Source organism: Pseudochrobactrum saccharolyticum (assembly GCF_008801715.1).
GTDB classification, from domain to species: domain Bacteria; phylum Pseudomonadota; class Alphaproteobacteria; order Rhizobiales; family Rhizobiaceae; genus Pseudochrobactrum; species Pseudochrobactrum saccharolyticum.
The window spans coordinates 158,259-184,230 of the sequence record NZ_VZPG01000002.1; the positions used below are offsets into that span (position 1 = coordinate 158,259).

At 48.8% G+C, this 25,972-nt stretch carries 27 protein-coding genes and 1 tRNA gene; 12 read left to right on the forward strand and 16 right to left on the reverse strand.

The features are described 5' to 3' along the window. Positions 1–16: 16 nt before the first annotated feature. Entirely contained in the window at positions 17–1,552 is a 1,536-nt protein-coding gene (locus F7P81_RS07310) for a DEAD/DEAH box helicase (RefSeq protein WP_151159060.1), read from the reverse strand. Positions 1,553–1,923: 371 nt separating this feature from the next. After that, positions 1,924–2,697 carry an NAD kinase gene (locus F7P81_RS07315; RefSeq protein ID WP_151159061.1) on the reverse strand — a complete coding sequence of 258 codons (774 nt, stop codon included), beginning with the start codon at positions 2,695–2,697 and terminating at the stop codon, positions 1,924–1,926. Positions 2,698–2,838: 141 nt separating this feature from the next. Here F7P81_RS07315 and F7P81_RS07320 point away from each other — a divergent pair. Both F7P81_RS07320 and F7P81_RS07325 read left to right on the forward strand, forming a co-directional pair. Next, a tRNA-Thr gene (locus F7P81_RS07320) sits at positions 2,839–2,914 on the forward strand. Positions 2,915–3,774: 860 nt separating this feature from the next. Then, positions 3,775–3,996, forward strand: a complete 222-nt coding sequence (locus F7P81_RS07325) for a hypothetical protein (RefSeq protein ID WP_139316355.1) — start codon at positions 3,775–3,777, stop codon at positions 3,994–3,996. 432 nt (positions 3,997–4,428) lie between these two features. Here F7P81_RS07325 and F7P81_RS07335 read toward each other — a convergent pair whose 3' ends face one another. Continuing rightward, positions 4,429–5,349, reverse strand: a complete 921-nt coding sequence (locus F7P81_RS07335; protein ID WP_246176063.1) for a DMT family transporter — start codon at positions 5,347–5,349, stop codon at positions 4,429–4,431. 117 nt (positions 5,350–5,466) lie between these two features. Between F7P81_RS07335 and gcvA the strand changes: the two genes are divergently transcribed. Further along, the gene (gcvA, locus tag F7P81_RS07340) at positions 5,467–6,369 is read left to right on the forward strand and encodes a transcriptional regulator GcvA (RefSeq protein WP_151159063.1); all 903 of its coding nucleotides are present in this window, start codon (positions 5,467–5,469) and stop codon (positions 6,367–6,369) included. 255 nt (positions 6,370–6,624) lie between these two features. On the opposite strand, the gene F7P81_RS07345 is transcribed toward gcvA, so the two are convergent. After that, on the reverse strand, positions 6,625–7,692 hold the full coding sequence (locus F7P81_RS07345) for a porin (RefSeq protein WP_151159064.1): 1,068 nt from the start codon (positions 7,690–7,692) through the stop codon (positions 6,625–6,627). A 689-nt stretch (positions 7,693–8,381) separates the two neighbouring features. Here F7P81_RS07345 and F7P81_RS07350 point away from each other — a divergent pair. Both F7P81_RS07350 and F7P81_RS07355 read left to right on the forward strand, forming a co-directional pair. After that, the gene (locus F7P81_RS07350; protein ID WP_022709403.1) at positions 8,382–9,134 is read left to right on the forward strand and encodes a glycosyltransferase family 32 protein; all 753 of its coding nucleotides are present in this window, start codon (positions 8,382–8,384) and stop codon (positions 9,132–9,134) included. 61 nt (positions 9,135–9,195) lie between these two features. Further along, entirely contained in the window at positions 9,196–9,978 is a 783-nt protein-coding gene (locus F7P81_RS07355; protein WP_151159065.1) for a glycosyltransferase family 25 protein, read from the forward strand. Between the two features lie 82 nt (positions 9,979–10,060). Here F7P81_RS07355 and F7P81_RS07360 read toward each other — a convergent pair whose 3' ends face one another. Further along, positions 10,061–10,555 carry a DUF2165 family protein gene (locus tag F7P81_RS07360; protein WP_022709405.1) on the reverse strand — a complete coding sequence of 165 codons (495 nt, stop codon included), beginning with the start codon at positions 10,553–10,555 and terminating at the stop codon, positions 10,061–10,063. A 292-nt stretch (positions 10,556–10,847) separates the two neighbouring features. On the opposite strand from F7P81_RS07360, the gene F7P81_RS07365 reads away from it, so the two are divergent. Continuing rightward, positions 10,848–11,135 (forward strand): hypothetical protein, encoded by a 288-nt coding sequence (locus tag F7P81_RS07365; protein WP_151159066.1) that lies wholly within the window; start codon positions 10,848–10,850, stop codon positions 11,133–11,135. Positions 11,136–11,230: 95 nt separating this feature from the next. Here F7P81_RS07365 and F7P81_RS07370 read toward each other — a convergent pair whose 3' ends face one another. From F7P81_RS07370 to F7P81_RS07400, 7 genes are all read right to left on the reverse strand, one after another. After that, positions 11,231–11,494, reverse strand: a complete 264-nt coding sequence (locus tag F7P81_RS07370; RefSeq protein ID WP_022709407.1) for a hypothetical protein — start codon at positions 11,492–11,494, stop codon at positions 11,231–11,233. 220 nt (positions 11,495–11,714) lie between these two features. Then, positions 11,715–12,617 carry a hypothetical protein gene (locus F7P81_RS07375; protein ID WP_151159067.1) on the reverse strand — a complete coding sequence of 301 codons (903 nt, stop codon included), beginning with the start codon at positions 12,615–12,617 and terminating at the stop codon, positions 11,715–11,717. A 12-nt stretch (positions 12,618–12,629) separates the two neighbouring features. Continuing rightward, entirely contained in the window at positions 12,630–12,875 is a 246-nt protein-coding gene (locus tag F7P81_RS07380) for a hypothetical protein (protein ID WP_022709409.1), read from the reverse strand. A 39-nt stretch (positions 12,876–12,914) separates the two neighbouring features. Continuing rightward, positions 12,915–13,214 (reverse strand): hypothetical protein, encoded by a 300-nt coding sequence (locus F7P81_RS07385; RefSeq protein ID WP_238481617.1) that lies wholly within the window; start codon positions 13,212–13,214, stop codon positions 12,915–12,917. 153 nt (positions 13,215–13,367) lie between these two features. Then, the gene (locus F7P81_RS07390; RefSeq protein WP_022709411.1) at positions 13,368–13,565 is read right to left on the reverse strand and encodes a hypothetical protein; all 198 of its coding nucleotides are present in this window, start codon (positions 13,563–13,565) and stop codon (positions 13,368–13,370) included. Positions 13,566–13,793: 228 nt separating this feature from the next. Next, positions 13,794–14,018: a hypothetical protein gene (locus F7P81_RS07395; RefSeq protein WP_028233250.1), complete on the reverse strand. Its 225-nt coding sequence runs from the start codon at positions 14,016–14,018 to the stop codon at positions 13,794–13,796. A 134-nt stretch (positions 14,019–14,152) separates the two neighbouring features. Beyond that, positions 14,153–14,614: an EF-hand domain-containing protein gene (locus tag F7P81_RS07400; RefSeq protein ID WP_075654906.1), complete on the reverse strand. Its 462-nt coding sequence runs from the start codon at positions 14,612–14,614 to the stop codon at positions 14,153–14,155. 214 nt (positions 14,615–14,828) lie between these two features. On the opposite strand from F7P81_RS07400, the gene F7P81_RS07405 reads away from it, so the two are divergent. Next, positions 14,829–15,755 carry an alpha/beta hydrolase gene (locus tag F7P81_RS07405; protein ID WP_246176064.1) on the forward strand — a complete coding sequence of 309 codons (927 nt, stop codon included), beginning with the start codon at positions 14,829–14,831 and terminating at the stop codon, positions 15,753–15,755. 25 nt (positions 15,756–15,780) lie between these two features. On the opposite strand, the gene F7P81_RS07410 is transcribed toward F7P81_RS07405, so the two are convergent. From F7P81_RS07410 to F7P81_RS07425, 4 genes are all read right to left on the reverse strand, one after another. Next, positions 15,781–16,530, reverse strand: a complete 750-nt coding sequence (locus F7P81_RS07410) for a F0F1 ATP synthase subunit A (protein WP_151159068.1) — start codon at positions 16,528–16,530, stop codon at positions 15,781–15,783. A 210-nt stretch (positions 16,531–16,740) separates the two neighbouring features. Then, entirely contained in the window at positions 16,741–16,983 is a 243-nt protein-coding gene (locus tag F7P81_RS07415; RefSeq protein WP_028233253.1) for an HP1242/YdcH family protein, read from the reverse strand. 76 nt (positions 16,984–17,059) lie between these two features. Then, entirely contained in the window at positions 17,060–18,379 is a 1,320-nt protein-coding gene (locus F7P81_RS07420) for an Hsp70 family protein (protein WP_022709415.1), read from the reverse strand. 126 nt (positions 18,380–18,505) lie between these two features. Next, a complete protein-coding gene (locus F7P81_RS07425) occupies positions 18,506–19,678 on the reverse strand; it encodes a dihydrodipicolinate synthase family protein (RefSeq protein WP_151159069.1) in 1,173 nt (390 codons plus the stop codon). Between the two features lie 170 nt (positions 19,679–19,848). On the opposite strand from F7P81_RS07425, the gene F7P81_RS07430 reads away from it, so the two are divergent. From F7P81_RS07430 to F7P81_RS07450, 5 genes are read left to right on the forward strand one after another with little or no spacing between them, the layout of a single operon-like run. Then, a complete protein-coding gene (locus tag F7P81_RS07430) occupies positions 19,849–20,898 on the forward strand; it encodes a LacI family DNA-binding transcriptional regulator (RefSeq protein ID WP_151159070.1) in 1,050 nt (349 codons plus the stop codon). After that, positions 20,895–21,905: a Gfo/Idh/MocA family protein gene (locus tag F7P81_RS07435; protein WP_151159071.1), complete on the forward strand. Its 1,011-nt coding sequence runs from the start codon at positions 20,895–20,897 to the stop codon at positions 21,903–21,905. Before F7P81_RS07430 ends, F7P81_RS07435 begins: the two co-directional genes overlap by 4 nt. A gap of 4 nt (positions 21,906–21,909) precedes the next feature. After that, on the forward strand, positions 21,910–23,535 hold the full coding sequence (locus tag F7P81_RS07440) for an acyl CoA:acetate/3-ketoacid CoA transferase (RefSeq protein WP_151159072.1): 1,626 nt from the start codon (positions 21,910–21,912) through the stop codon (positions 23,533–23,535). Further along, positions 23,528–24,307, forward strand: coding sequence for an enoyl-CoA hydratase/isomerase family protein (locus F7P81_RS07445; RefSeq protein WP_151159073.1), 780 nt, complete (start codon positions 23,528–23,530; stop codon positions 24,305–24,307). Before F7P81_RS07440 ends, F7P81_RS07445 begins: the two co-directional genes overlap by 8 nt. Next, the gene (locus tag F7P81_RS07450; RefSeq protein WP_151159074.1) at positions 24,307–25,833 is read left to right on the forward strand and encodes an aldehyde dehydrogenase family protein; all 1,527 of its coding nucleotides are present in this window, start codon (positions 24,307–24,309) and stop codon (positions 25,831–25,833) included. Before F7P81_RS07445 ends, F7P81_RS07450 begins: the two co-directional genes overlap by 1 nt. Positions 25,834–25,972 lie beyond the last annotated feature (139 nt).

Below are 25,972 nucleotides of genomic sequence, written 5' to 3' on the forward strand. Positions count from 1 at the left end.
GGCGGGTTTTTCTTTTTTAAATATTGATCGGTATCAGCATGAAGGCCGGAATATCATCGCCGAAGCCCAGCGGTGACGGTTCATCGTCAAAATCACGACGATGACGTTTATTCTGCTGGCCATTCTGGTTGTGGTTCTGGCGGCGATCTTCATGGCCGTTTTTGTGCGGAGCAGGGCGAACCGGTTCCGCTGTAACGGCAGTGCCGATGGAGACATTATCCGGCAGAACAGGCTGCGGCGCATTGAGCGCGGAAATGTCAGCCACGGCCTGAGGTGCTTCAGCAGTTTTTTCTTCTGCAACACGTGGCTGTGCCTGTTTTTCCTTGTGATCTTTATCACGGGATTTCTTGCCGTTTTTACCACGGTTGTTACGACCGCGGCGACCGGTCTCTTCGGTCTCTTCCTGTGCAGGCAGAGTGGAGAGATCACCGTCCAGCCATTCAATCTTTTCGCCGATCATTTTCTCGATGGCATCAAGATATTTGGTATCTGCACCGGTGATGATCGAGAATGCCTTGCCCGAGCGGCCTGCACGACCGGTACGGCCGATGCGGTGGACATAATCTTCCGCATGGATCGGAATGTCATAGTTGAACACATGGCTGACATCCGGAATATCCAGACCACGGGCAGCCACATCGGAAGCCACCAAAAGCTGAAGATTGCCGTCTTTAAAATTGCTCAGCATGGTCATGCGCGCGCGCTGATCCATATCGCCATGGAGCGCACCGGCATTGAAGCCGTGCTTTACCAGCGAGCGGAACAGTTCTGACACATCCATTTTGCGGTTGCAGAAAATGATCGCATTTTTCAGATCATCGCCTTCGGCCTGAATAAGATCACGCAGCACTGCGCGTTTATCCCATGGCTTCTTAGCCGATTTAACCAGGCGCTGCGTCACAGTCTTCGCGGTTGTCGATGCTTTGGCAACCTCAACGCGCGCTGGCGAATGCAGGAACTGCTCAGTCAGCTTGGTGATTTCCGCAGGCATGGTTGCCGAGAAGAACAAGGTCTGACGGGTGAAAGGGATCAGCTTGCAGATACGCTCGATATCCGGAATGAACCCCATATCCAGCATACGGTCTGCTTCGTCGATAACCAGAATTTCAACACCGGTCAGCAGCAGTTTTCCCCGCTCAAAATGATCGAGCAGACGACCAGGAGTAGCGATCAGCACATCAGCACCGCGTTCCAGCTTGCGCTCCTGTTCATCAAAGGAGACGCCGCCGATCAGCAGAGCAACGTTAATACGGTGATTAACGCCGTATTTTACAAAATTCTCTTCAACCTGCGCTGCGAGTTCGCGGGTTGGTTCAAGAATGAGTGTGCGCGGCATACGTGCGCGTGCACGACCTTTTTCAAGCAGATGCAGCATCGGCAATACAAAGGATGCTGTTTTACCGGTACCGGTCTGGGCAATGCCGAGAACGTCTTTACGTTCCAAGGCCTGAGGAATGGCGCCAGCCTGAATAGGAGTAGGGGTGGTGTAACCGGCGGCTTCTACCGCTGCCAGTATTTTCGGTGACAGACCGAGTTCTGCAAATGTCGTCAATGGAGGCGTAGCTCTCTTTTTGGAAGAAGCGCACTGGACCCGACCGGTAATGTCCGCATGACAACAGGACAGGAAAAGCGCTTATGTTTGCGCATTGCGTTAAAATTAATAAAGCCGTTACGGGGAACAGGCCAAAAAGTCAACAAAAATGCCGTTTTTGCTTCGATTTAGGTTGATATAATTGATATTCCGGCAGCCCACAACTATACGATCTGCCAATAGAAGCATCGCATTGTTATAAAGCGATGCTGTTTATCTCTGTTTTATCAGTGGTTTTGCAGATCCGTGTATGACTAACTATGCGGTTTCGGCCGGATTTTTCTTGGCTTTCTGACTAGTACGAGTTTTGTGCGCCAATAGGCGCACGGCGCTTAATAACGGAACTGCTCATTGAGGATGCGCTCATCCCATGTATGCTCTTCATCAAAAAGCAGCGTGACACGGTTTTGCGTATCTTCGCGCACAGTTACGGAGGTGACGGATTTCACTTCTGTATGATCCGCAACAGCATTGACCGGTCGCTTGTCGACTTCAAGTATATCCATCCGCACAGTCACTGACTTCGGCAGCAATGCACCGCGCCAACGACGCGGGCGGAAAGGGCTGACGGGTGTCAGAGCCAGCAGCGGGGAGTCGAGCGGCAGGATTGGTCCCTGAGCAGACAGATTATAGGCAGTGGAGCCGGCAGGGGTGGCCACCATCAGTCCGTCGCAGATCAGTTCTTCCAACCGCACCTTGTCATCAATGCTGATACGGATTTTCGCCGCCTGATAAGATTGGCGCAAAACGGACACTTCATTAATGGCCAGTGCTTTGACGGTGCCGCTCTCACGCGATTCAGTAATCATTTCAAGAGGGCGGATGGTTTCTGCATGAGCGGCTGCAATACGCTTGGGTAAGTCTTCCTCGTGATACTCATTCATAAGGAAGCCGACCGAGCCGCGATTCATGCCGTAAATCGGGCGCTCGTGATTCATATGATCGTGCAAAGCCTGTAACATGACCCCGTCACCGCCAAGCACGATGAGAGCATCTGCTTCATCTGCAGGTGATTCACCATAGCGATTGCGTAATGATTCCGCGGCCGAGACCGATTCCGGAGTGCCTGAAGTGATATAAAAGAATTTTTTATACGGGTATTTCATCAGTTTCTGCCGAAAAGCTGCATGATTAGATGAGGATTTGTAGCCTAAATGTGGATAAGAGGCAAAACATTGTTATTTTTTCTGCGTCTAAGCGATTTTCCGTTTTACAAACAAAAAGAATATGCTATCTAGCCGTCAGTTGCCCTTATAGCTCAGTTGGTAGAGCACCTGATTTGTAATCAGGGGGTCGGGAGTTCGAGTCTCTCTGGGGGCACCACTTACAATCTTTTCATTGTAATTGTTGTGCTTTTTCAACTAATCTCAGAATTGAGATTTGATACTGAGAAGCGTTTTATAATCTTTTCCCACACATATTATCGCTTAATGCAAAGGCTATTCCTGCCATCTCTTTGGTAGCATGTTTGATGCTGTGTAATCATTGACTGACCGAAGGTTGATTCTCCGCTGTCAGGATTCGGCTTCCTGTTCGCTATTGTCAGAGCGCTGGGGAGATTAAAATTATAGTTTTGAAAAGGCGGCTTAATGGCTGCTTTTTTTATGGACGAGCCAGAGATGTAATATCTGTAAGCCAATCATCACAATGCCCAGAAAAATAAGGGATTGAGTTGTTGACTGCTGATGCTCTGAAATACTGGTCAGAATTAGCGCAGAGCTGATCACCGCAAAAATGGCAGGAAATGAAGCCAGTGCTATAACTCTCGGAGCTGACCAGTTAACCTGTCCGGAAAGACTCCATTGCATCGGAAGTCTGTGCAGATGATGAAGTTTATTATTTGCTGCTATGGCAATTAAACTCATTAACAACAGAACGATAAACCCAGCAGCATACATTATCGACCTCGGATGTCGGGGAATTCATTTATTCACTTTGATCATCGCTGCAATGTGTGAAGTTTTGGTGCGGATAGTGCCTGCTACCAATTAACATGTCGGCTGAGAGGCTGAATTGCGTCTGACGGTTATAATGATCCGTTTACTGCTTAAGCCACCAGTTTAGGACGTGTGTCAGTGTTCTAGCCATCACTTATTGCGGGGCTTTAATTGTGGCCTCAGAACTGGGATTTATTTCGTGCCAAACTACAATATTATTAATTTTGTATATTGGAGGGTGGATATATGAAGAAATCTATTATTGTCGTATTTTTAATAGCTTCAATGGCTACCGGATCAAGTCTCGGGGTCGCAAATGCTGGCCCGTGGTGTGATGCTGCCCGAGAACAACAAATTAAGCCGCCATCGGGAAATCCTGCAGTTGGAAACCCGTACAAGAGTGGGGAAGCCGGTGCAAATTGGGGCAGTTTTTTTGCTCAAGTGATTTTTTGCGCTTTTGATTTGTAGAATTAAAGAGACGTGCTGTTTAGTACATGAGCTTGCGAGACTTTACCCCGCTTCGGCGGGGTTTTTTATAGTGTCGCTGGCATTTGTTGTGGCTGATTTGTCCGGTGTTGAGCGGACTCCTGAATTATTGCATCATCGCATATTATGGCTGCGTTGCCGGCTCAGTCGGGTTTGAGCACGGCTCTTGTCCTTTGAGGTTTTTGGACATGCAGGCGTAACGGTCAAAGCTTTTTCCTGAGTCCATTGCAGCTTTGCCCGCGCCGCAGGCCGTTAATGCGAGGGAGGCAATGAGCAGAGGAATAGCTCTTTTCATTTCAAAACAAGCTCTTATCAAAATTTTCATTCCTGTGCGGCGTGTTGCAATGTTCAGATAAGGAAATACATGGTGCGATTTTGGCAATTATACGTCGGCTGATTGATCGATACCTATATTTACCGTGCCTTTTTATTACGCATAGTGAGTGCGAGACCTGCCAATATAAGTGAGACACCGAGCAAAAATTGTAAGCCAATATTGTCACCGAACAGGATGGCTGAAGCAATGATCCCAAATACTGGCTGAAGATATTGAATGCTGGCTGCGACCGGTGCCGGTACATTCTTTAAAATACTGATCCATAAGAATAATCCGGCTACACTCACGATTAATCCAAGATATGCAGCCGCACCGAGTGAAACGGCTGTGAGTGTAAAGGGAGCCTGATAAGTTTCCCAGGCAGCAAGCGGGATCATTGCCAGCAGCCCGAAGAATGTGCTCCATGTTACGACCACGACTGTTCCATATTTAAGTGTCAGTTCAACACTCCAGACATAATAGAACGCAACCGCAATGGCCGAAATCTGTATCCAGACAGGCCCTGAAAACGTGGTGGTTATGTCAGAGGATGTGTTCTCAAATGCAACAACGACAATGCCAATAAACGCTGTCGCAACACCGCATATCTGAATAATCGTGATCGGCTGCTTTAACCGGTATGTTGCAAAGCTCACAATAAACAAGGGAATGGTTGCGGAGAGAATGGTTCCTACTGATGCCGATGTACCATTTACACCTATTGTCTGCGCGACCTGTCCCAAACCAATGCCGATGATGCCAAGCATAGCCACGGTGGGGACTGCTTTCCACGGTAAAGGCTTTTTCCCGATTAACAGCAACAGCATAAACGGTACGGCGACTGCATAACGCAATGCGGTGAGTGTCAATGGTGGTGTTGAGTTTAGACCCAGCTTGGTTGCTGGTATGGAGAGCCCCCACATGAGCGCCAGAAGCAACATTGCACCAAAGCTGACAAGCGTGACCGGCTTGTGAGAAATTGCCATATATGCAGTTTTGTTGCTTAAGGTTTGACTCATTGAGAAATCCTCAAAATAGCGCGAGCTTTTCTTAAGATTTACCGCTCTCTGCCTCTTGCAGACAAACCATTTATAATCACACTATGCGTGAGATTTTGTCATGTATGGGTGTAAAATATGGCAGGCCATCTTCCTCCGTTACAAACGCTTCGTGCTTTTGAGGCTGCGGGCAGGCGATTGAGTATGACGCTTGCTGCAGAAGAGCTGTGTGTCACGCACGGAGCCGTCAGCAGGCAGATCAAAGCTTTGGAAGATGATCTTGGTTGCAGGCTGTTTAAACGCTTGACGCGGAAAATTGAGTTTACGGATGACGGGGCAAATTACTTTGCCGCAGTTACTCACTTGCTGTCGGAACTGGCGCGGGAGACTGAAAATATCCGGACTAGAAATACTGATGCAAAACTGGTCATCAATTGCAGTATTTCATTTGCGAGCAAATGGTTAGCGCAGCGTTTGCACCGCTTGATGAGTTGTTACCCCGATTACGATATCCATCTAGAGGTGAATGAAAATGCTGTCGATTTTAATGTTTCCTCCGCGCATGTCGTTTTACGTTACGGGAATGGCATATATCCCAATGCGGATAGTGAGCGCATCATGGACGAAACTGTAAGTCCGGTTTGTTCACCTGCTTATCGTGAGAAAACGGGAGGTATAGCCACTGCCTCAGATTTGCTTTCCTGTAAATTGATACATGAAAACGGAATGAAAACAGACTGGCATCGTTGGTTTGAGTTCTTCGGGATAAAAGGCAGTAATATACGCGGTGCCGGTTACAGTCATGGAAGTATGTCCATAGAGGCGGCAATCAGAGGTGAGGGCGTGGCACTGGGGCGCAGCGTGCTTGTCGCCGAGGATCTGGCCTCAGGCCGGCTGGTGGAGCTGTTTCCGGCATTCCGTCTGAATGTTGAGCATGGCTATGATCTTATTTATGCAAAAGGCAGTCGTGATCACCCGAAAGTTTGTGCATTCAGAGATTGGATGAATGAGGAAATCCGCCGGTTTAATATGCCTGAATAGCACTCTTATCCTCGGATAAGTGCTTGGCGTGTTTATCGTTTTAAATGAGAAGGATAATGCCGAAGGGCGGTTTGTAAAAAGAGGCTGGAATATCTTATTGTGTTTAGAAAATAAAAACACGGCGAGATGTTTGATTTCCCGCCGTGTCCCGTGAGCGTAGCTGAATGGAAAGTATTTTGATGACTGGAGGTCATAACCAAGTCTAGACTACGCTCTTAGGGAGATGCGTTATATTCATCCCCCTAGTAAATTTTATTAGAACGAACGCTGGAAGCGGATCATACCACCGAATGCGCCTTCGCCACGAACGGCTGGAGCGTATTTGTCGGTGTCTTTCCACTTGGTGTAGGAAACTTCAGGAGTAATTGTGAAGCCTGGAACCAGCTGGTAAGCTACGTTTGCAGTGTAAGCCTGTTTGCCGAAATCTTCGTAAGCAGCCTGCAGGTTGAAAGTAGCTTTGTCGGTTGCCTTGTACTTCAGACCACCCCAGACAGCCCAATCGCCGCCCCAGTTGCCGTACATGCCAACAGCTTCTTCATAAGAAGCGTAACCGCCCTGTACCCATACGGAGAATACGTCAGTTACGTTTACATCGAGGCGAACTTTACCAGCCCACTCTTCGATTTCAGAGTCGTAAGCTGCAACACCAGCGATCGAACCCCAAGCCTGTTCGAACTTCAGACCACCAACAACGTGTGGCATGTAATCGTCGATTACGCCGTTGTAGGTTTTAACGCCATCGGTGAATGCTGTAACCTGTTCGCCCTGTTCAGCGGAGATAACTGCCGAGAAGCCGTTGCCGCCCTTGAAGGTGTAGCTGATGATGTTTGTGTTGTATGCGCCTGGCGATACAACGTCATCGTTGATTACGTCGCCGAGGTAACCTGTGAGGGTGTGGAATGCTGAATCGGTTTTACCGATGAGCAGGCCGCCCAGCTGAATGTAAGCGTGCTTCAGAGTGTGGCTGCCCTGTGCGCCGTCACCGAAGTTGAAACGGTTTTCGGTGAAGGTCTTCAGTGTGCCGAGTTCGGTTTCCGAAGCTGTGTGTGTGCGCAGTGTGAAGCGGGTGTTGGTTGACCAAGTTTCGCGGTCATGACCTTTGTAAACGTCATCGCCAGCTTTAAAGTCAGCGCGAACATAACCGGAAAGACGCAGGCAGGTTTCTGTGCCTGGAATGTAGAAGTAGCCAGCGCCGTAAGCGTCGCAAACGCGCACATATTCTACTGCTTCTGGTTCTGGTGCAACGATGGCGTCGGCAGCCTGAGCGCCGGTTGCTGCAACGAGTGCTGCAGCGGAGCCGAAAAGAAGGCTCTTAATGGTCATTGTGTATTCTCCCGCGTAAGCGATTGATTGTTGAGACTTTCCAATTTTGAGATTCGGAAACATCTTGCGCTGCGGTTGATATGGAAGGCGGGAGGGTATGGAAATATGAAAAATTACTGAAATATGAGATGGAAATGACCCTGTATCTTTTTGGTCACAATTTAGTGAGTGGTAAAATTGTTGTGAGATTAGCGTGGAAAAATACCTGATCGAATGAGACCTTTTTAAAGAGGTGCCTTACCTTAAAATTAGTGTCATGAATATGGAGAGTCGTAAAATTGCTAAATAAAATCAATTACTTGTATTGATGTTGCTCGAGATGATTATCGTTGGTTTTTATGATATTTGTGACGTGTTTATTACAGCGCTATTTTCAATGACTGGCAGCACTTTTTTTCACTCACAATAAGTTGAAAACAGTGTTTTTCATCATGCGTCAGCTTTCCTGAACTTTTCCGGAATATCGCCGTCTGTAAAATAATTGGCGGACAGGCATGTCGCATTTTGACTTGAAATGCGCATTGAATATTCATGATTCTTTCAATCCATTCCTTCGTGCAAAAGGTGAACGCGCCCTGTTTATAATATGAAGACATAGTTCCTAAATCTGCTGAACCGAATGCAAATGCTTGCTTTATACGGTGATGTGATTATTTAGGCGGAATATTTTACGGCTATGGTGATGTTATATGACTACAGTAAATACGGTTTGGATCGGCAAAAAGCTTGGTTTAGTTCATGCCGCCTGTTTGCGCTCTTTGATACGCCATGGGCATGATGTTGTTTTACACGCATACGGCAAACCTGAAGATACTCCGGATGGTGTTCGGCTGTTTGATGCAAGCAAATTGATGGATGAGAAAGAGATCTTCGCCCATAAGACAACCGGAAGTCTGGCCATTGCTTCGGATATGTATAGGTACCGAATTCAGAGGGAGGGGTTAGGTCTGTATGTCGATTGCGATGTATATTGTCTTAAGCCATTTCCTGATGCTGATTATGTTCTCTCATGGGAGAGCAATACGTTATTAAATCCTGCAATTTTAAAGGTTCCTTATAATAGTAATTTATTGAATTCTTTATTGGAGGCATCTGAGGACCCGTATTTTATTCCACCATGGCTGCCTAAAAAAAAGCAATTGTCTCGGAGTTTTAAAAAAATTATTGGACGTGGCAAGCACGTTTCAGAGCAGGAATGGGGAGTTATTGGGCCTCAGCTTTTGACATATCATGTTAAAAAGCTGCAGTTAGAGTCATATGCCTATGCAATTGATGCTTTTTCGCCAATGTATGGAGCTGTATCTAATATGCTTTTCGAGGAGGGCTTAACTGTTAGTGATCTGGTTACGTCAAGGACAGTGGGCTTACATCTTTATAACTCTGGTCTGAAGGGTAAGGAAATAATACCCAATACACCAATATATGAGATTATTAATTCGTAAGACTGTTTCAGTTTTACTTATCAAGTTTTTATTTTTTTATCTCTGTTTGTAGTGGGGCGTGATGGAGGTATATCTTATCAATCTGGACAGGCGAGGAGACCGCCTGCAAGCAATGCAAAAAACATTTGATAGAATAGGATTGTCGTTTATACGGATTGCTGCTGTTGATGGGATGTTAATGTCTCAGGATGAGCGTGACTGGGTTTATAGTCTAACCCCAGGTGAAATCGGATGTTATCTAAGTCATAAAAAATGTATTGAGCTTATTGCAGCGTCTCAAAATGAATATGGTGTCGTTTTAGAGGATGATGTACAGTTTTCTGATGGTGTTGAAAGATATCTGACTGATATGAATTGGATACCAAAGGGTGCCGACATTGTTAAGCTCGATACCTGTGGACATCTTGTTCATATAAAACATCTTGTCGAATTACCGGATGCTCGCATTCGGTTGGGACGGTTGTTGTCACCCCATGTTGGTGCTGCAGCTTATATCATATCGCGAGAGGCAGCGAAGAAGTTATTATCTCTTCTTGATGATATGAACATTCCTATTGATCGTTTGTTATTTACACATGATCGCGGAGTGTTAAATAACATGACCGTTTGCCAGGTTATTCCTGCATTATGTCAGCAAAGCGGATCACCTAGTACCATTAATCTCGACAGAGATATCTGGATGCAGAAGCAGGTGAAATCCGCCAGGCCAAAACTCATGCAGCGAATATTACGTGAAGTCAAAAGGCCGTTTAAGGCTGCGCTCTATAATACAATCTCTGGTTCCTCAAGATTGTACAGACGAGTTCGTATGGGGAAGCACTGGATAAGAGTCCCTTTCGGCTGAGTTTCGTAGAATGCTTCAGGCTTTTGTTGAGGCAAAGCAAAGCCCTGCCGCATATGGCTGCGGCAGGGTTGTTATTTAAATCTTATTCGTCGTCTTTATCCGGCTGAACCAGATAAATCAGAACCAGAATGATGGTCACGAAGAAGCGGAATGCGTCAGGCACGCCATTCCACTGTTTGGACATCCACATTCCGAACCATTCACCACCCACCGACATAAAGGCGACCTGCCATGTCAGAAAGCCGAGGGTGAGACCTGCAACTGCAAGGTTTTTGCTTTTATTGAAAACTTTGGCAGGTTCATTGCGTGCTGCAAGCAGTTTGAAACCTGCAACCCAGCAGATAATGGCCGTCAGTGTTTCGAGGGTTATAATGCCAATATAACCTACGTGATGAAGCCATTCAGATTCAATGGCTCTGTACTTGATTGTTGCATCAGGAAAGATTGTATCCATGAGGAATACGTGATGCACAAATGCAAAATTTGAGCCGTAATCTGTGATGTTGCCAAATGCTACCAAGGATGCAAATAGGGCAATTGCCATCACCATAAAGATTTTTGATAGACGTATGATCATATTGTAACTTTCTTTATTTATCAGGCGCGTAAGCACTCGGATATAATAAGCGCTTATCTGCGGGAGTGCTTAGGTTGGTTTTATAATTAAAACAATAATTTTAAGCTGATATATTTTTTATAAACAAAATACTCGCATTCAGATGCAGGATTTTCTGCGAGGATATGCCGGTATTATATTCTTTTTTGGTGCTTAATGATTGTCAAAAGTAACTCAGACGAACTGATAGCTTGAAAACTTCTTGTTGATGAATTTACTGCACAACTATTGTTTAAATCATGGAAGATCGCAGATGAATATTCGAACTCGCCTGATAGCTGCAGTCGTCGTGGCACTCATCGTCGGTTTCGGTTTTATGGCCTATGATAAATATACGGATGCAGAGTGGGTTGTTTCACCGCAGACAATTGAACGGGTGCGCAATGATGGCCAAACGGGCGTAGAAACGCGTCCCGGTACTGTAGCCGTTCGTGCTATACGCAGCGAAATCGCTGATCTGTTGCCTTATAAATGGGCTGCCTATGGTTTTGCAGCAGGGCTTTTGGTGTTCTTTTCTACCCGTCAGCGCAAAACGGCCTGATATCAGCTCAGATCAAGCCTCACGCTGCAGGGCTTATCTATATAGCTGTATTTCAAGAAAGCGGGCTCCTTAGAGGATAAGGAGCCCGTTGTATTTTAGCCTTTTATGGCAGACAGTAAATCATCATATGCCTTACATGCCTGAGAATCATCCGCGCCATTGTATTTAGTGGCAAGTTCCTGAACTTTTGCCGACAATTCCTGCACTTTAGTCGGGTCTTTCATGATCGACTCTTGTAAGGCAGCATTCAGTTCCTGCGCTTTCTTGGCAATTATTTCCGGTGTGCATGCTGGCTCTTTCGAGCAGCCAGCTATTGTTGTTGCAGCAACAATAAGAGCAATACCTAAAATGCTTTTCATCGGTGTATCTCTCTGATCTGTGAATGAGATTTATTAACTGCCTGATCCTGATAAAGAGCAGGTGTCTCTTTCAGTATGAATTTTGCTTGGGAATCGGCAGTAATACCGGTTCAGGCTAAAGATTATCTTGGAAACTGATGCATTCTAAATCACTACTTGCGATATTCTGATGCAATATGTGTATTGTCTTTAAATGCGGGTGTGATTTTAAAATAACTGTTTAAGTGAGTGTGCGAATTATCATGGTGCCAAAGATAAAGCACAGCAATCCTGTCAGAACATAGGTGACGGAGAAGGCGAAGAGCCAGCATTCGTTTAGGTTATAACGAAGCATATCCGCCTCTGTAACTGCTCTTGTTGCCAGATATTTCTTATATTGTGTTGATGCAAAAGCGATCAGCAATAAGAAACCGAAAATCAAAAAATAGGCTACGATCTGTAAGAACGGAAAGAAATTCCGGTGAATGCCCGGAACGCTCATTGTTGTGCGAAACAGGGCTTTCTGATGGGATAAGGGCGCAAAGATCAGCAATAATGAAATGATTGCGAACAGATACAGAGCGATGCGAAGCAGATGAATGCTTGCCGGATTTTTTACATAAGGAACCGGCGGAACCGCTGTGCCCCAAGGCGGAATTTTTGAGTTTGGATTATTCTGCACATACCAGAAATACCGGTGCATGCCGCGTTGCATAAGCGGCATTGTCAGCAGAATTGTGATGCCGACGGTGACGTAATTCATCATATCTTCTAAGGTAATCGTCGAATCCGGATAATATTTATTGATGAAAATCAATGTGCCAATCACGGCAAACATAACCACTGCCGTCATGGGCATGGTAATGAACATGACTTTCAGAATTTCAATAACGGTTCTGCCTGGTGTTTTGGGTGCAAAAGATGACATTGAGAGCCGTTCATTGATTTTATAGTGCGGGACTTCTGTTCCCGTATTTTGAAGTCCTGAAATTAAAGCACAGACCATTCGTTGTGAAGTGCAGGGCAGACAGATATCTGTGCGGGTGTACCTCACTTTCAGGAGGCGACAGCAAAGATAAAAGCGGCCGTCTGGGTTGCAGAGGCCGCTTTCAGGTCGTGCATACCGGCCAGTTCTGGCCGGCACTATGTTGCGCTGTTATTTGCAGCGTGCGGTATAAATCTGGCCGCGGCTGTTACGGTATTCACAATAACCGTTACGCAGATTGCGAACCAGAAGACCACCGAGAGCGCCTGCACCTGCGCCGATCAATGCGCCTCTGCCGCCGCCGGCAATGCCGCCGATGACTGCGCCTGCCGCTGTACCAACGCTGAGATCTTTTTCTGTCGTTGTGCAGCCGGAAAGTGCAACAATGGCGGCCACAGCAATTATAAACATACGCATGGTAAGACCCTTATTGTTTGAGACCCTGACCTGTACCTATCAAAAACTTCCGGTTTTGTGGTTTCTGTTCTGCCAGTACCGGTTTCGCATGCGCGGTGCCATGAACCAGGCGATAAATGGTGTAATCAGAAAACTGCAGCCAATAACCAGAGGAATAAGATATTTGGCGTTTTGTGCCAGATCAGGGATTGTGAGAACGATGATCATCCCAATTCCGAAAAGAACTGCGTTAATCATCAGGCTGAGTAAAACGGCAATCTGAAAACGAGTGGACATTTCATTGCCTCCCTTATGCTCTGTCATATCAACGTAACCACAAAGAAATGGTTCCGCTGACATGGTTCTCAGGGCAAGATCTGAGGAGCAATGTCAGGATAAATCAAGTATTTCAGGCAAGCGGAAATTTAGCAAGTGATTGCTGATATGCTCTCACATTCTTGATGCATATTCTGCAGATGCGATATTTATGCTTCACCTGCAGAATACAGGGTCTTACCGTTGTATACGGGTTGCAACATACCACCCGATAACCGGTGTGATGAGCAGAGCCGCACCGACAACCGCCAGCATCGGATAAATAGGTTTTTGTGCCAGAGAAGGCACTGTCAGAACGACAATGAATCCTGAGCCGACCAGAACAATAAATGCGATTGAGCCGATCATTGATGCCAGATGGAAATTAGTCGACATTTGTCCCTCCGAGAGTGGTTCTCAATATGAACCAGAAGCTCTGTGCCTTTGTCTCTGGCCGGTTTCGTGAAAAGCTGCAGGCAGATGTGAGTTGCATTCGCAAGCTGTTCTCTGCGCAAACGGCAATTTCCGAAGCGGTCAGTTCTTTCAAAGATTACAGGGAGGTTTTATCGCGCAAGTGATGGTGGTGCATTGATTAGGATCAAGCAAAGCAGGTTTCAGGCAGGTTCAGGAGCGGAGATTTTCAATGCGGGCGATCAATCCGGCGATTTCCTTCGGGTCTTTTATTCCGCTTTCATAAATACGGATGACGGTGCGCGCTAACTGATCTTTATTCTCGTCCGTTGTCGGGCAATAACCGAGAATCTCGCAGACCTCATTATAGGCGGTCTGAAGCGTCTTTATTTGTTCAGGTTTGTAAATTCCAAGATAATCAGTCTTTTGAAAAGGCATGATATCTCTCCTATTTCTATAATTTGGTACTAAAATAAAAAGAAAATCAATGACTAAAAATTTCACTTTTTGATGAGCGGGACGGGTTTTTGCTGAGAAAAAAGAAAGCCCGGCATTAAGCCGGGCTGTTGGTTTTATGGCTTCGGATGTTCACCTTGACCATGTCTGCCATGGTGTCCGTCTTTGCCATGGCGCTTACCGGCTTTTAACTCGCTCCGATCCAGTTTGCCGTCTTTGTTTTTATCCAGTTCGGCAAAGCGTTCCGCGCGCTTTTTCTCAACGGCTTCAAGCGAGATTTTTCCGTCGCCATTCACATCAAGGCGGCGCTCCATGCGGTCTGCCGAGCGTTTCACCATCATTTTGAGAGCATGGGCTTCAATTTCTTCGCGGGAGAGGATGCCGTCCTTATCGGTGTCGGCCGCTTTTAACTCATCCATGCGGGAGAATTTTGCGAGATCAATCGGCTCACGCTCAGGCTTTTTGGAGGTCTGTTCAACAGTTTTTTCAGTATTCGTTTTCGATGCATCCTGTGCAAGAACAGGTGATGCGAGTACAGATGAAGCAACGAGTGCAAGAATTAAAGTTTTTGTATTCATGGTAATTATAACTCCGTCACAAATTAACTTGAGCCTTTAATTGGCATAGGAGTAATATCTAGCTGTAAATGTGTACTGAATATGAACAAGCCAATTACAAATTTGTAATGTTCTGCAGTATGAATTTCAGGCTGTCATATTTTCAATCCAGCCTGTAATTTGCCATGACCAGATAATGCCCGATAATAAATGAATGTTGGTACTGATGCGTATTTTGAATAAGACGTCTGAACTACTTTATCTCATTGCATTTCTTGGCAGTTTTTTAGCGATGCAGCTTTATGGAATGGCCAATGTGATGGCGGCAGAGCAGGGCGATCCGGTGACTTCAGTTTTTGATATGCGTGCAAACGGAATTGAATACCGGATTTTTGTTGCTGCGCCAAAAACTGCGGAAAATGACAAGCCCATGCCGGTCATCTATATGATTGACGGCAATTCGACCTTTCCGATGGCCGTGGATGTGGTGAAAAAAAGGCCGCAATTGCGTGCACTGATTGTCGGTATCGGCTATCCGACACAATCGCGCGAAGATATTGTGCGCTCCAGATATTATGATCTGACACCGGAAACACCTGCGGAACTGATCCCTTCACGCGGAAATGATGCTGATCTGCCGCGCACCGGAGGCAATGCCGCATTCCTGAATTTCATTGAACAGCAAGTGAAGCCGGAAATAGAGCGGCGCTTTGCCGTTGATAAAAACAATCAGACCCTGTTCGGCCACTCCCTCGGGGGCTTATTCACGCTGCATGCGCTTTTTAGTGAGAAAGGTAGCTTTCAGACTTATAGCGCCGCTGATCCGTCTGTCTGGTGGAATAACCGCTCAATTCTGAAAGAGAAGGATCGTTTCATTGAGCAGGCAACGGAGACGGGTAAGCCGGTCAAAGTGCTGATTGAGACAGCAGGCAAGTCAGTGATGCGTGAGGGCGTTGACAAGGATCGTGCAGCGCAGCTGAAGGCATTGCGTGGCGGGCCGAATGGCAGGGATATTTATCAGGAGCTGGTTGCGTTGCCTGGCGTTTCAGCAAGCTTCCATCAGTTTGCCGGTGAAAGTCACGGCTCAATGCTTCCTTATGCCGTTGAAGATATGCTGCGTTTTGTACTGGAAGATGTGAAGCCGGTTCAGCCGCCGGAGTAAGTGGCGGCTGAAGGTCTCTGATATTTTAATGGGACGGATGCAGCGCATCATTCAGATACATGCAAGTGAGCATGGTGAAGACATAGGCCTGAATCACTGCCATCAGAAATTCGAGAGCGGTGATGCCGACTGTCATTGCCAGTGGCAGAATGGCGGTGATAACGCCCAATGTGCCAAGGCCTGTCAGCGAGACAACAAAGCCTGCGAAAACTTTCAGCGTAATATGTCCTGCGAGCATCACAGCGAAGAGACGAACCGAATGGCTGACCGGTCTTGAGAGAAAAGACATAATCTCAATCGGCACAATAATCGGTGCCAGAATTAGCGGTACGCCTGACGGCATGAAAAGGCGGAAAAATTTGGTTCCGTTACGTATAAAGCCATAGATTGTCACGGTCAGGAAGACGGTCATGGCAAGGCCGAATGTTACAATAATATGCGCTGTTACAGTGAAGGCATAAGGGAACATTCCGAGCAGATTGGCCGTGAGAATGAACATGAAGAGGGAAAAGACCAGCGGAAAGAAACGTCTGCCTTCTTCACCGGTATTGTCCCGCAGTGTCGTGGACACAAATTCATATAAAATTTCGGACGAGGATTGCCAGCGGTCAGGGATAAGGGTTCTGCCGCGTGCCGATAAAAACAGATAGGCACCGGCGCCGATTGTGGCAATCAGCATGAACAGGGCTGAATTGGTAAAGGCGATCTGAAAGCCGCCGACCTCACCAAATTCTGCCAGTGGTTTGATTTGAAATTGTTCAATTGGTCCGGCCATATGATGTACTCCCTGGCAGGCGGGGTCGTCCCCGTTGGGTTACACCGGCGCAAGTCGTCCTGCGCTATGTGCTTGCGGCAGAGTAGAGCGATTCGGACAGGGCACGCTATCAATTGTAGAAAATAATTGGCCGGTCAAAAAAAGAGCATTTTCAATGGTTGAGATTGAAAATGCTCCTGAGGACTGTGTTTTCAGTCGCTATGCGAGATATCAGGCCTGCTGGCTGAGTGCCTGTTCAATCTCGTCTTTCAATGCAAGACGACGCTTGCGCAGAGCTGTTTCATTGTCCTGACTGGTCGGTTCAATCTTTGTCTCTGCGCGGTGAATCTGATCATTCACGTCGTCATATTCCTCAAGCACTTTGGCAAAGCGCGGATCAGCGGCTTTCAGGGCATGAATCTCATCCAGTTTGCCCGGAAATTCTTCGCCAAGTGTATGCGGTGTGTTGGACATGCTGTTTCCTTCCTTGATTTATTTTGTTGAAGGATTCTTCGCATGAGTCTGCGCTCTTTACATTGATCAGGATCAATCAGAATTTGACTGACCAGCGTTCAATATCATTGCTCTGACCGATCAGTGCGAGACCGGTGGCGATGGAGTCGAACTGGTTGCTGCTGGAAACATCCGCATGTTCAAATTGCTGCGAGAACAGGGTTTTAATTGCCGGAACAAAGGATGTGCCGCCGGTGAGGAAGACGCGGTCAATATCTTTATCCTGCAAACCGGCATTCCGTACTGCGCTGTCAACGGAGGCGGAGATTGCCTGCATATCTTCGGCAATCCATTTTTCAAAATCCGAACGCTGAATTTGGGCTTCGATTTTAAAATTCTCGGCTTTGAAATGCAGATCGGATGTCTGGGAGGAGGACAGGCCTGCTTTGACATCTGATACGACGCGGTAAAGCTCAAAGCCGTAATCGCCTTCAATCATTTCAATGAAGTGGTTGAGGGCTTGCGGATGCTCTGCCTGCGATGCGAGTTCATGAAGCTCCCGAAGTGTGGACGGGGAGTTCATCAGAAACAGGGTATTCCAGCGGGCAAAATTCGCAAAATAATGGTTCGGAACCTGCAGCACCTTGCCAAAGGACTTGTAATTGCTCTTCTTGCCGAGCTTCGGAGAGACCACATTATCAATGATACGGTAGTCAAATGTATCACCGGCAATGCCCAGACCAACCTGACTGAGCGGTGTTGAAGTCAAACCACTTGCGCCGACCTCAAAATTTACGATCGAAAAGTCGCTCGTTCCGCCGCCAAAGTCGGCAACCAGTACTGTCGATGTATCTGTCAGCTTTTGTGCATAGAAATATGCCGCTGCAACCGGCTCATAAACATAATGAATATCCGTGAAGCCGAAGGCGCGCAGTGCTTTCTCATAGCGCGCCATTGCCAGAGCTTCATCAGGATTATGGCCTGCAAAAGTAACCGGACGACCGACGATGACTTTGTTACCGCGGGAGGGCAGTCTGTCACCGAGGCGTTCGGCCAGTGTTTCCAGAAAAGTTTGCAGCAGATCTTCGAACTTAAAGCGCTTGCCGTAGACCGGCGTATCGGTGAAGGATTTGCTTGCGGCGAAAGATTTGAAGGATTGCAGAAAACGGCAATTATGCGGATCAGCAATGAAGCGATCCATCGCCCACGGTCCGCTCTCAACATTGCGATGGCCTTTATTACCATCCTGCCAGAAGCACAGCACGGAACGATAGGCTGAAACGATAGCATCATCTTTCGGGAAGCTCATAACTTCGGCAATGCCATTACCGTCTGCTACGGCAATAACAGTGTTGGTTGTGCCGAAATCGAGGCCGAGGGTTATCTTCTCCGAGGGTGAATGATTTCCCGCAGTCATTGTTCAAATCCTTGCATCTGTGCCCGAGAGAGATATTGGGGAGGCATCTTTGAGAAAGCCGCCTTTATAGCCGTTTGGAACGCAGGGTCAATTGAACAGAGAGCAGGATTTCAAGAGTGAAGAGACTTATTCCACGCCTTGTGTGCTTAGCCAGTTTTGCATGCGGCGGATGGCCAGATCCGGCCTGTCGAGCACATTGGCCTGATCTGCCAGCCGGAAAATATCGGTGTAATGCAACAGGCCGCGTGCCGATTGCATACCAGCAGGCATGGTGAAATGATTTTGATGGCCGTTGAGCCATGCCAGAAACACCACGCCTGCCTTGTAATATTGTGTCGGTGCCTCAAAAATTTTGCGTGATAAAGGCACGGTCGGCTCGATCACCGAACGAAATGTTGCATTGTCACCGGCGGCAAGCGCACTCAACGCATAGGAGGCGGAAGGGGCGACCGCATCGAAAATGCCGAGCAGGGCATGACTGTAGCGATTGCCGTCTCCCTCAATGAGTTCTGCATAATTAAAATCATCGCCGGTGAAGCACAGTACATTCTCAGGCAGGCGATTGCGCAGTGCAATCTCGCAGGCACTGTCGAGCAATGAGATTTTAATGCCTTCAACACGGGAGCGGTTATCATTGATAATCGCCAGAACATTTGTGAGTGCATCTTCAAAGGGACTGTCTGCCTGACCCGTCCAGTAGCTGCCAAGTTGCGGGTCAAACATTTCACCCAGCCAGTGCAGGACGACTTTGTTCTGCGCCTGAGAGAGAATCCGACCATAGACAAGCGCATAATCATCGGGGCTGCGGGCGATATGTGCCAGAGCGCGACTGGCCATCATAATGGCGCGGCCGCCATGTTTCTCCACAAATTCCAGCTGGGTTTCATAGGCTCTGATCACATCATCAAGAGATCTGGCGTCAGCTAGTACAAGTTGGTCGGTTCCAATCCCGCAAGCGAGATCTGCACCTTTGACAGTACGGGCGGTTTCCAGTGAGCGGCGGATGAGTTGCTGCGCGCCGTTCCAGTCCAGCCCCATACCGCGTTGCGATGTATCCATGGCTTCGGCGATTTTGAAGCCGAGGCTCCAGAGATGATGACGAAACGCCATGGTCGCGTCCCAGTCGATGGCGGGGCGGTTCCACGGATCAGTTTCACGCAGCGGATCGGAGACGATATGGGCGGCAGCATAGGCTATGCGATTGAACTGCGGCAGTGTTTGCGGACGAGGCACGACAGTGCCTGTCAGATGATAGTCTGTGATTGTGCCGTCTGCATTCGGAAGCCGCAACATTGCCATGGTGCTGTAATCTCCGGAAAAGCGAAAATAATTTAGATCGTTCCAATTTTTGAAAGAGTAATTCAATTTTTTGCAGATGCAACAGGCAATTTATATCGATTTTTCGGATTAATCTTCACTTGACAAATTTGGAACGATCTAATTTTATGAGGGGAGACAGGGAGAATACCGTGAATAAAAAGCGTGTCACCGTTGTTGAAATTGCACAGGCTGCGGGCGTGTCCAAGTCGACCGTATCGCTTGTTCTGCAAAATTCTCCGCTGGTGAATGAGGCCACAAGAGCTAAAGTGACCGCTGTTATCCGCGAGCTTGGCTATGTCTATAATCGTGGCGCGGCCAATCTGCGTCAGTCCGGTTCCAATTCAAAAATTATCGGCCTTGTCGTCAATGATCTGACTAACAGCTTTTTCGCCGAACTCGCGGTTGGTGTCGATATGGTGGTGCAGTCGGCAGGCTATGTGCAGTTTCTTTCGCATACGGGAGAAAGTCCGGATCGTCAGCGCGAAGTCATTACCTCTATGCGTGAGCACGGTATTTCCGGACTGATTGTGTCGCCTGCGCGCGGCACGCAAGCCATTGATCTGAAGCCGCTGATCGCCAGCGGAATTCCGGTTGTTGCGACTGTGCGCAATGTGGCTGGTGCCAAAGTTTCTTCTCTGATGTCGGATAATCACGGCGGGGCAATGGCTGCGGTTGAGCATCTGGTGGCGCTGGGGCATCACCGGATCGCCTTTCTCGGCGGTTTTGCCGATACAGGCGTGTTTACTGAGCGCTATCAGGGTTATGCGGATGCTCTGCAACGGGCAGGCATTGTGCTCGAAGAGGCGCTGATTATCGGTTCTGCGCCATCCCGCGCTGGTGGTGTGGATGCCATAATGCGCGCAATGCAGCTTGCGGACAAACCGACAGCCGCGCTTTGTTTCAATGATGCGGTGGCATTCGGTGTGTGTGACGGGTTGAGGGCGCAGCGCTTGGAGCCGGGTGCTGATTTTGCCGTTATCGGTTTTGACGATGTGATTGAGGCCAAATCTGCGGTTCCGGCACTCACCACGGTCTCCGTCGATCCGCAGGGCATGGGGCAGAAAGCGGCACAGTTACTGCTCAAGCAAATCAATGCAGGGCAACCGGAAGCCGAGGCGATTGTCAGTTCCGTGCGCCTAGTCGTGCGGGAAAGCTGCGGTGCGACAAAGCAAGGGGAACAGCGGAGGATTACGGGATGACAGTGCGGTGGGGTCTTATCGGCGCAAGTACAATCGCCTCAGAATGGGTGATTGATGCAATCCGTGCAACGGGTGGTGAGGTTGTGAGCGTGATGAGCAGCAGTGCTGAGCGCGGCGAAACTTACGCGAAAGAGAACAGAATTCCCCGATCTGTCACCACGCTTGATGCGCTGGTCAATGATGCGGAAACCGATGCTGTCTATATCTCGACAACAAATGAGCTGCACCGCGATCAGGCTATAGCTGCGATAAAAGCAGGCAAGCATGTGCTGTGTGAAAAACCGCTGGCACTTTCCCTTGAAGATGCCCGTGCCATGGTTGAGGCGGCCAGAGCGGCGGGGGTGGTTTTTGCCACCAATCATCATTTACGCAATGCTGCCAGTCATCGTGCCATGCGCGATGCAATCGCAGCAGGCAGGATCGGCAAACCGCTTTCCGCGCGGGTTTTTCATGCGGTTTATCTACCGCCGCATTTGCAGGGCTGGCGGCTTGATAGGCCGCAGGCCGGTGGCGGCGTTATCCTCGATATAACCGTGCATGATGCGGACACACTGCGCTTTGTGCTGAATGATGATCCGGTTGAGGCGGTGGCTTTCGGTCAGTCCGGCGGGATGGGAAAACAAGGGCTGGAAGATGCGGTGATGGGTGTCTTGCGCTTTAAATCCGGTGTGCTGGCTCAGTTTCATGATGGTTTCACCACGCAATTTGCCGAAACAGGTTTTGAAGTCCATGGCACAGAAGGCTCACTGATTGCCCGTAATGTGATGACGCAGAAGCCGGTTGGTTCTGTCATTTTGCGCAATGCGGAAGGTGAGCAGGTTTTGCCGCTGGAGCAGCGCAATCTTTATGAAGCCGCGCTGGAGGCATTTCACAACGCGGTCAAGGGTAAAGGCGCAGTTTCTGCAAGTGGGGCCGATGGTGTCTGGTCACTGGCAACCGCACTTGCTGTGGCGCAATCCGTGAAAAGCGGCAGTGCCGTGCAAATCAGAACCGGTTTGGGAGAGTGATAATATGAGCAAGCATATTACTCCCGCACAGGCCGCGGCTCTGATCCCCGATCATGCTGTGGTTACCGTTTCCTCATCAAGCGGACTTGGTTGCCCTGATCTGATGCTCAGAGCTATCGGTGAGCACTTTGAGGCAACAGGCCATCCGCGCAATCTCACGACGCTGCATCCGATTGCGGCGGGGGATATGAGCGGTATTAAAGGTATTGATCATATTGCCAAAAAAGGTCTGCTGGCGAAAATTATCGGCGGGTCTTATCCGTCAGGCCCGTCATCGGCAGAATCGCCGCTGATCTGGCAGATGATCGGCGCGAATGAAATTCCTGCCTATAATGTGCCTTCCGGCATTCTGTTTGATATGCATCGTGAGGCTGCTGCCAAACGACCTGGCGTGATAACTAAAATCGGACTGGATACTTTTGTCGATCCTGATCGGCAGGGCTGCGCCATGAACGAGGCAGCACAGCGGGAGCCGGTTGTGCGCAAGATTGAATTTGCGGGTGAAGAATGGCTCTATTTTCCCAATATCATACCGCAGGTCGCCATCATTCGCGCAACAACGGCTGATGAACACGGCAATCTCACTTATGAGCATGAGGGAGCCACTCTCGGCGGGCTGGATCAGGCATTGGCCGCCCGTAACAATGGCGGCATTGTTATCGCGCAGGTGAAGCGCATTACCAAGCAGGGCTCGCTGAAACCGCATGATGTGCGTGTTCCGGGTATGTTGGTCGATTATATTATTGTGGATCCGGAGCAGAAACAGACAACGCAGACAGTTTATGATCCGGCGATTTCCGGTGAGATTTTCAGACCATTGGAGAGTTTCCGCGTGCCGGAATTCAATGTGCAGAAGGTCATTGCACGCCGTGTTGCGCAGGAGCTTGAAGCGGGAAGCTGCGTTAATATCGGTTTTGGTATTTCAGCCAATGTGCCGCGTATTCTGATGGAAGAGGGGCTACACGGCTCTGTCACGTGGGTGATCGAGCAGGGCGCTGTCGGCGGTGTACCGCTATTGGATTTTGCATTCGGTTGCGCCTCCAATGCTGATGCCTATATGCCTTCGCCTTATCAGTTTACCTATTTTCAGGGCGGCGGCTTTGATGCCTCGCTGCTGTCTTTTCTTGAGATCGGGCGTGACGGCTCCGTCAATGTATCGCGGTTGTCTTTCCGCCCGCATGTGACGGCGGGAGCCGGTGGCTTTGTGGATATTACTGCGCGGGCAAAGAAGATTGTCTTTTCCGGCATGTTCAATGCAGGTGCAAAGCTCGGCATTGAGGGCGGAAGACTGGTTATTGAAAAAGAAGGCAAGCTGAAGAAGCTGGTCAATGAAACGGAGCATGTCACATTTTCCGGCAGCCGCGCCGTCGCGCAGGGACAGGATATTACCTATGTGACTGAACGCTGCGTGATGAAGCTGACATCACAAGGCATTATGCTCACAGAAATTGCACCGGGTGTGGATTTGCAGGCGCATATTCTGGAGCAGTCGGAATTTCCGCTCATCATTTCGCCGGAACTGAAACTAATGGATGCCGCTTTATTCAGGGATGAGCCTCTTGGCCTGACTTTGCCGGAAAAACCGCAACGTATCTTACAAGAGCAGATCGAGGGGGGAGATCATGGCTGAGCCGCGTATCATAACTTCCCGTGACGGCGCCATTGCCACGATCACTGTCACACGGCCGGATAAGCTCAATGCATTTGATATTGAAATGCTGAAGGAATTATCAGCGGCCTGTGATGCGGTTGAGGCGGATAGTGCCGTGCGGATTGTTATTCTCACCGGCGCGGGCAAAGCTTTTTCCGCCGGCGGTGATATCAAAGCATGGGGCGCGATGCAGGCCAATGAATTCGGCCATCAATGGGTGCGTTTCGGTCATCGGGTTTTTGACCGGCTGGCAACATTGCGGATGCCGCTGATCGCCGCGATAAACGGTCATGCTCTTGGCGGCGGGCTGGAACTTGCCGGAGCTGCGGATATCCGCATTGCCGAAAAGCATGTTACAATCGGCCTGCCTGAAACATCACTCGGTATGGTTCCCGGCTGGTCCGGCACACAGCGTCTGGTGCAGCGTTTTGGTGCGCAGATTATCCGGCGTATGGTGCTGGGCGGCGAGATGTTCACTGCTGAAGAAGCCTGCAAATTGGGGCTGGTGGATCAGGTTGTTGAAAGCGGCTCAGCTTTGGAGGCTGCCAAGGCCTATGCAGCGCGTATTGTGACGCGCGGACCTGCGGCGCTTGAAATATCCAAGCTGATGATCGGTGTTGCCAATGGCGAGGATAATGGCGCAGCGGTTGAAACACTTGGTTCCATGCTGGCCGCCAAGACCGGTGATCTCAAAGAAGGAGTTGCGGCTTTCAGCGGCAAACGTCCGGCAAATTTTAAAGGAGAATGGTAATGGCCGTTCTGATTGCGCCCAAGCCTCCGGCAGATATCGCTGTTCGTGATTTTAAAATGCTGATTGATGGCGAATGGGTGGCCGCAGCATCGGGCAGGATGCTGGAACGCATTGCACCGGGGCATGGAGTGCCGGTGAGCCGTTATCCTGAAGGCAGTCATATTGATGCAGAGCACGCGATTGCAGCTGCAAAACAGAGCTTTGATACAGGAATATGGAACAGTAAAACCGGTGCCGAGCGCTCCAATATCTTGCTGAAAATCGCGGATATGATTGAGAAACGTGCAGAAGAACTGAGCTTCTGGGATGCCGTCGAGGCCGGAAAGCCGATCAGTCAGGTGCGGGGCGAGATTGCCGGTGCTGTTGATATCTGGCGCTATGCGGCTGCACTTGCCCGTGATTTGCATGGTGAGAGTTATAATACACTCGGTGACGGCACGCTGGGCGTTGTGTTGCGCGAGGCAATCGGCGTTGTGTCGATGATTACGCCGTGGAATTTTCCGTTTCTGATTATCAGCCAGAAGCTGCCTTTTGCTCTTGCTGCCGGATGTTCCTGTGTGGTCAAACCTTCGGAAATGACATCAGCTTCCACACTGATCCTCGGTGAAATTCTGACCGAAGCGGGTGTTCCTGCCGGTGTTGTGAATATTATCACCGGTACAGGTGCCGGTGCGGGTGCACTGCTGAGCACACATGCTGATGTGGATATGGTGTCTTTCACCGGTTCAACCGGTGTCGGTCGTCTGATTATGGCGAATGCAGCGCAGACACTGAAAAAAGTGTCGCTGGAGCTCGGCGGTAAGAACCCGCAAATCGTCTTTCCTGATGCGGATCTGGATGCATTTATTGATGCTGCGGTGTTTGGCGCCTATTTCAATGCCGGTGAGTGCTGCAATGCGGGTTCACGTCTGATTCTGCATAAAGACATCGCGGATGATGTGATCTCCCGCATTATTGATCTTACCAAAAAGGTGAGACTGGGTGATCCGCTTGATCCGCAAACGCAGGTCGGTGCAATTATCAGTCAGCAGCATCTGGAGAAAATCAAAACCTATATATCCGGTGCTAAAGCGGATGGTGCTGCACTGAGTGCCGGCGGCGGAACCGTGGATTTTGACAGCGGTCAATATATGGAGCTGACTTTGCTATCGGGCGTCACGCCGGATATGGCCGTGGCGCGTGAGGAAGTGTTCGGCCCTGTCTTGTCTGTGCTGACATTTGAAACTGCGGAAGAGGCAATTCATATTGCAAATTCCATAGATTACGGCCTGTCAGCCAGTGTCTGGAGCCGTGATTTCGATACATGCCTGACTGTGGGGCGCAAGGTGCGTTCCGGTACAATCTGGATGAACACTTTCATGGATGGCGCATCGGAATTGCCGTTTGGCGGCTATAAACAATCCGGGCAGGGCAGAGAGCTTGGCCGTCATGCTGTTGAAGATTACACGGAAACAAAAACTCTGAATATGCATATCGGCTCACGAAAAACGCTTTGGGTGCGTGGCGGGAGCGCGGCTGAAGAATAATATTTTAATCGATTTGAATTTTTCAGAACACTGCTTGACGAACGGAGAATTGTAACGTCCTATTTCGCCTGACGGTTGATCGTAAAAGAATAGCCCGATCAATCTTGCGAGCCGAAAATTTATGCTGTTCGGGAGGACA

What these genes read in the sequence shown, in the direction of transcription:
- F7P81_RS07355 (WP_151159065.1), top strand. Translation starts at nt 9,196, where the DNA reads ATGGAGGTATATCTTATCAATCTGGACAGGCGAGGAGACCGCCTGCAA.
- F7P81_RS07420 (WP_022709415.1), bottom strand. Translation starts at nt 18,379, where the DNA reads ATGACTGCGGGAAATCATTCACCCTCGGAGAAGATAACCCTCGGCCTC.
- F7P81_RS07440 (WP_151159072.1), top strand. Translation starts at nt 21,910, where the DNA reads ATGAGCAAGCATATTACTCCCGCACAGGCCGCGGCTCTGATCCCCGAT.
- F7P81_RS07350 (WP_022709403.1), top strand. Translation starts at nt 8,382, where the DNA reads ATGACTACAGTAAATACGGTTTGGATCGGCAAAAAGCTTGGTTTAGTT.
- F7P81_RS07325 (WP_139316355.1), top strand. Translation starts at nt 3,775, where the DNA reads ATGAAGAAATCTATTATTGTCGTATTTTTAATAGCTTCAATGGCTACC.
- F7P81_RS07410 (WP_151159068.1), bottom strand. Translation starts at nt 16,530, where the DNA reads ATGGCCGGACCAATTGAACAATTTCAAATCAAACCACTGGCAGAATTT.
- F7P81_RS07400 (WP_075654906.1), bottom strand. Translation starts at nt 14,614, where the DNA reads ATGAATACAAAAACTTTAATTCTTGCACTCGTTGCTTCATCTGTACTC.
- F7P81_RS07445 (WP_151159073.1), top strand. Translation starts at nt 23,528, where the DNA reads ATGGCTGAGCCGCGTATCATAACTTCCCGTGACGGCGCCATTGCCACG.
- F7P81_RS07360 (WP_022709405.1), bottom strand. Translation starts at nt 10,555, where the DNA reads ATGATCATACGTCTATCAAAAATCTTTATGGTGATGGCAATTGCCCTA.
- F7P81_RS07425 (WP_151159069.1), bottom strand. Translation starts at nt 19,678, where the DNA reads ATGGCAATGTTGCGGCTTCCGAATGCAGACGGCACAATCACAGACTAT.
- gcvA (WP_151159063.1), top strand. Translation starts at nt 5,467, where the DNA reads ATGGCAGGCCATCTTCCTCCGTTACAAACGCTTCGTGCTTTTGAGGCT.
- F7P81_RS07335 (WP_246176063.1), bottom strand. Translation starts at nt 5,349, where the DNA reads ATGAGTCAAACCTTAAGCAACAAAACTGCATATATGGCAATTTCTCAC.
- F7P81_RS07365 (WP_151159066.1), top strand. Translation starts at nt 10,848, where the DNA reads ATGAATATTCGAACTCGCCTGATAGCTGCAGTCGTCGTGGCACTCATC.
- F7P81_RS07395 (WP_028233250.1), bottom strand. Translation starts at nt 14,018, where the DNA reads ATGCCTTTTCAAAAGACTGATTATCTTGGAATTTACAAACCTGAACAA.
- F7P81_RS07385 (WP_238481617.1), bottom strand. Translation starts at nt 13,214, where the DNA reads ATGTCAGCGGAACCATTTCTTTGTGGTTACGTTGATATGACAGAGCAT.
- F7P81_RS07345 (WP_151159064.1), bottom strand. Translation starts at nt 7,692, where the DNA reads ATGACCATTAAGAGCCTTCTTTTCGGCTCCGCTGCAGCACTCGTTGCA.
- F7P81_RS07450 (WP_151159074.1), top strand. Translation starts at nt 24,307, where the DNA reads ATGGCCGTTCTGATTGCGCCCAAGCCTCCGGCAGATATCGCTGTTCGT.
- F7P81_RS07415 (WP_028233253.1), bottom strand. Translation starts at nt 16,983, where the DNA reads ATGTCCAACACACCGCATACACTTGGCGAAGAATTTCCGGGCAAACTG.
- F7P81_RS07380 (WP_022709409.1), bottom strand. Translation starts at nt 12,875, where the DNA reads ATGCGTATGTTTATAATTGCTGTGGCCGCCATTGTTGCACTTTCCGGC.
- F7P81_RS07435 (WP_151159071.1), top strand. Translation starts at nt 20,895, where the DNA reads ATGACAGTGCGGTGGGGTCTTATCGGCGCAAGTACAATCGCCTCAGAA.
- F7P81_RS07315 (WP_151159061.1), bottom strand. Translation starts at nt 2,697, where the DNA reads ATGAAATACCCGTATAAAAAATTCTTTTATATCACTTCAGGCACTCCG.
- F7P81_RS07390 (WP_022709411.1), bottom strand. Translation starts at nt 13,565, where the DNA reads ATGTCGACTAATTTCCATCTGGCATCAATGATCGGCTCAATCGCATTT.
- F7P81_RS07370 (WP_022709407.1), bottom strand. Translation starts at nt 11,494, where the DNA reads ATGAAAAGCATTTTAGGTATTGCTCTTATTGTTGCTGCAACAACAATA.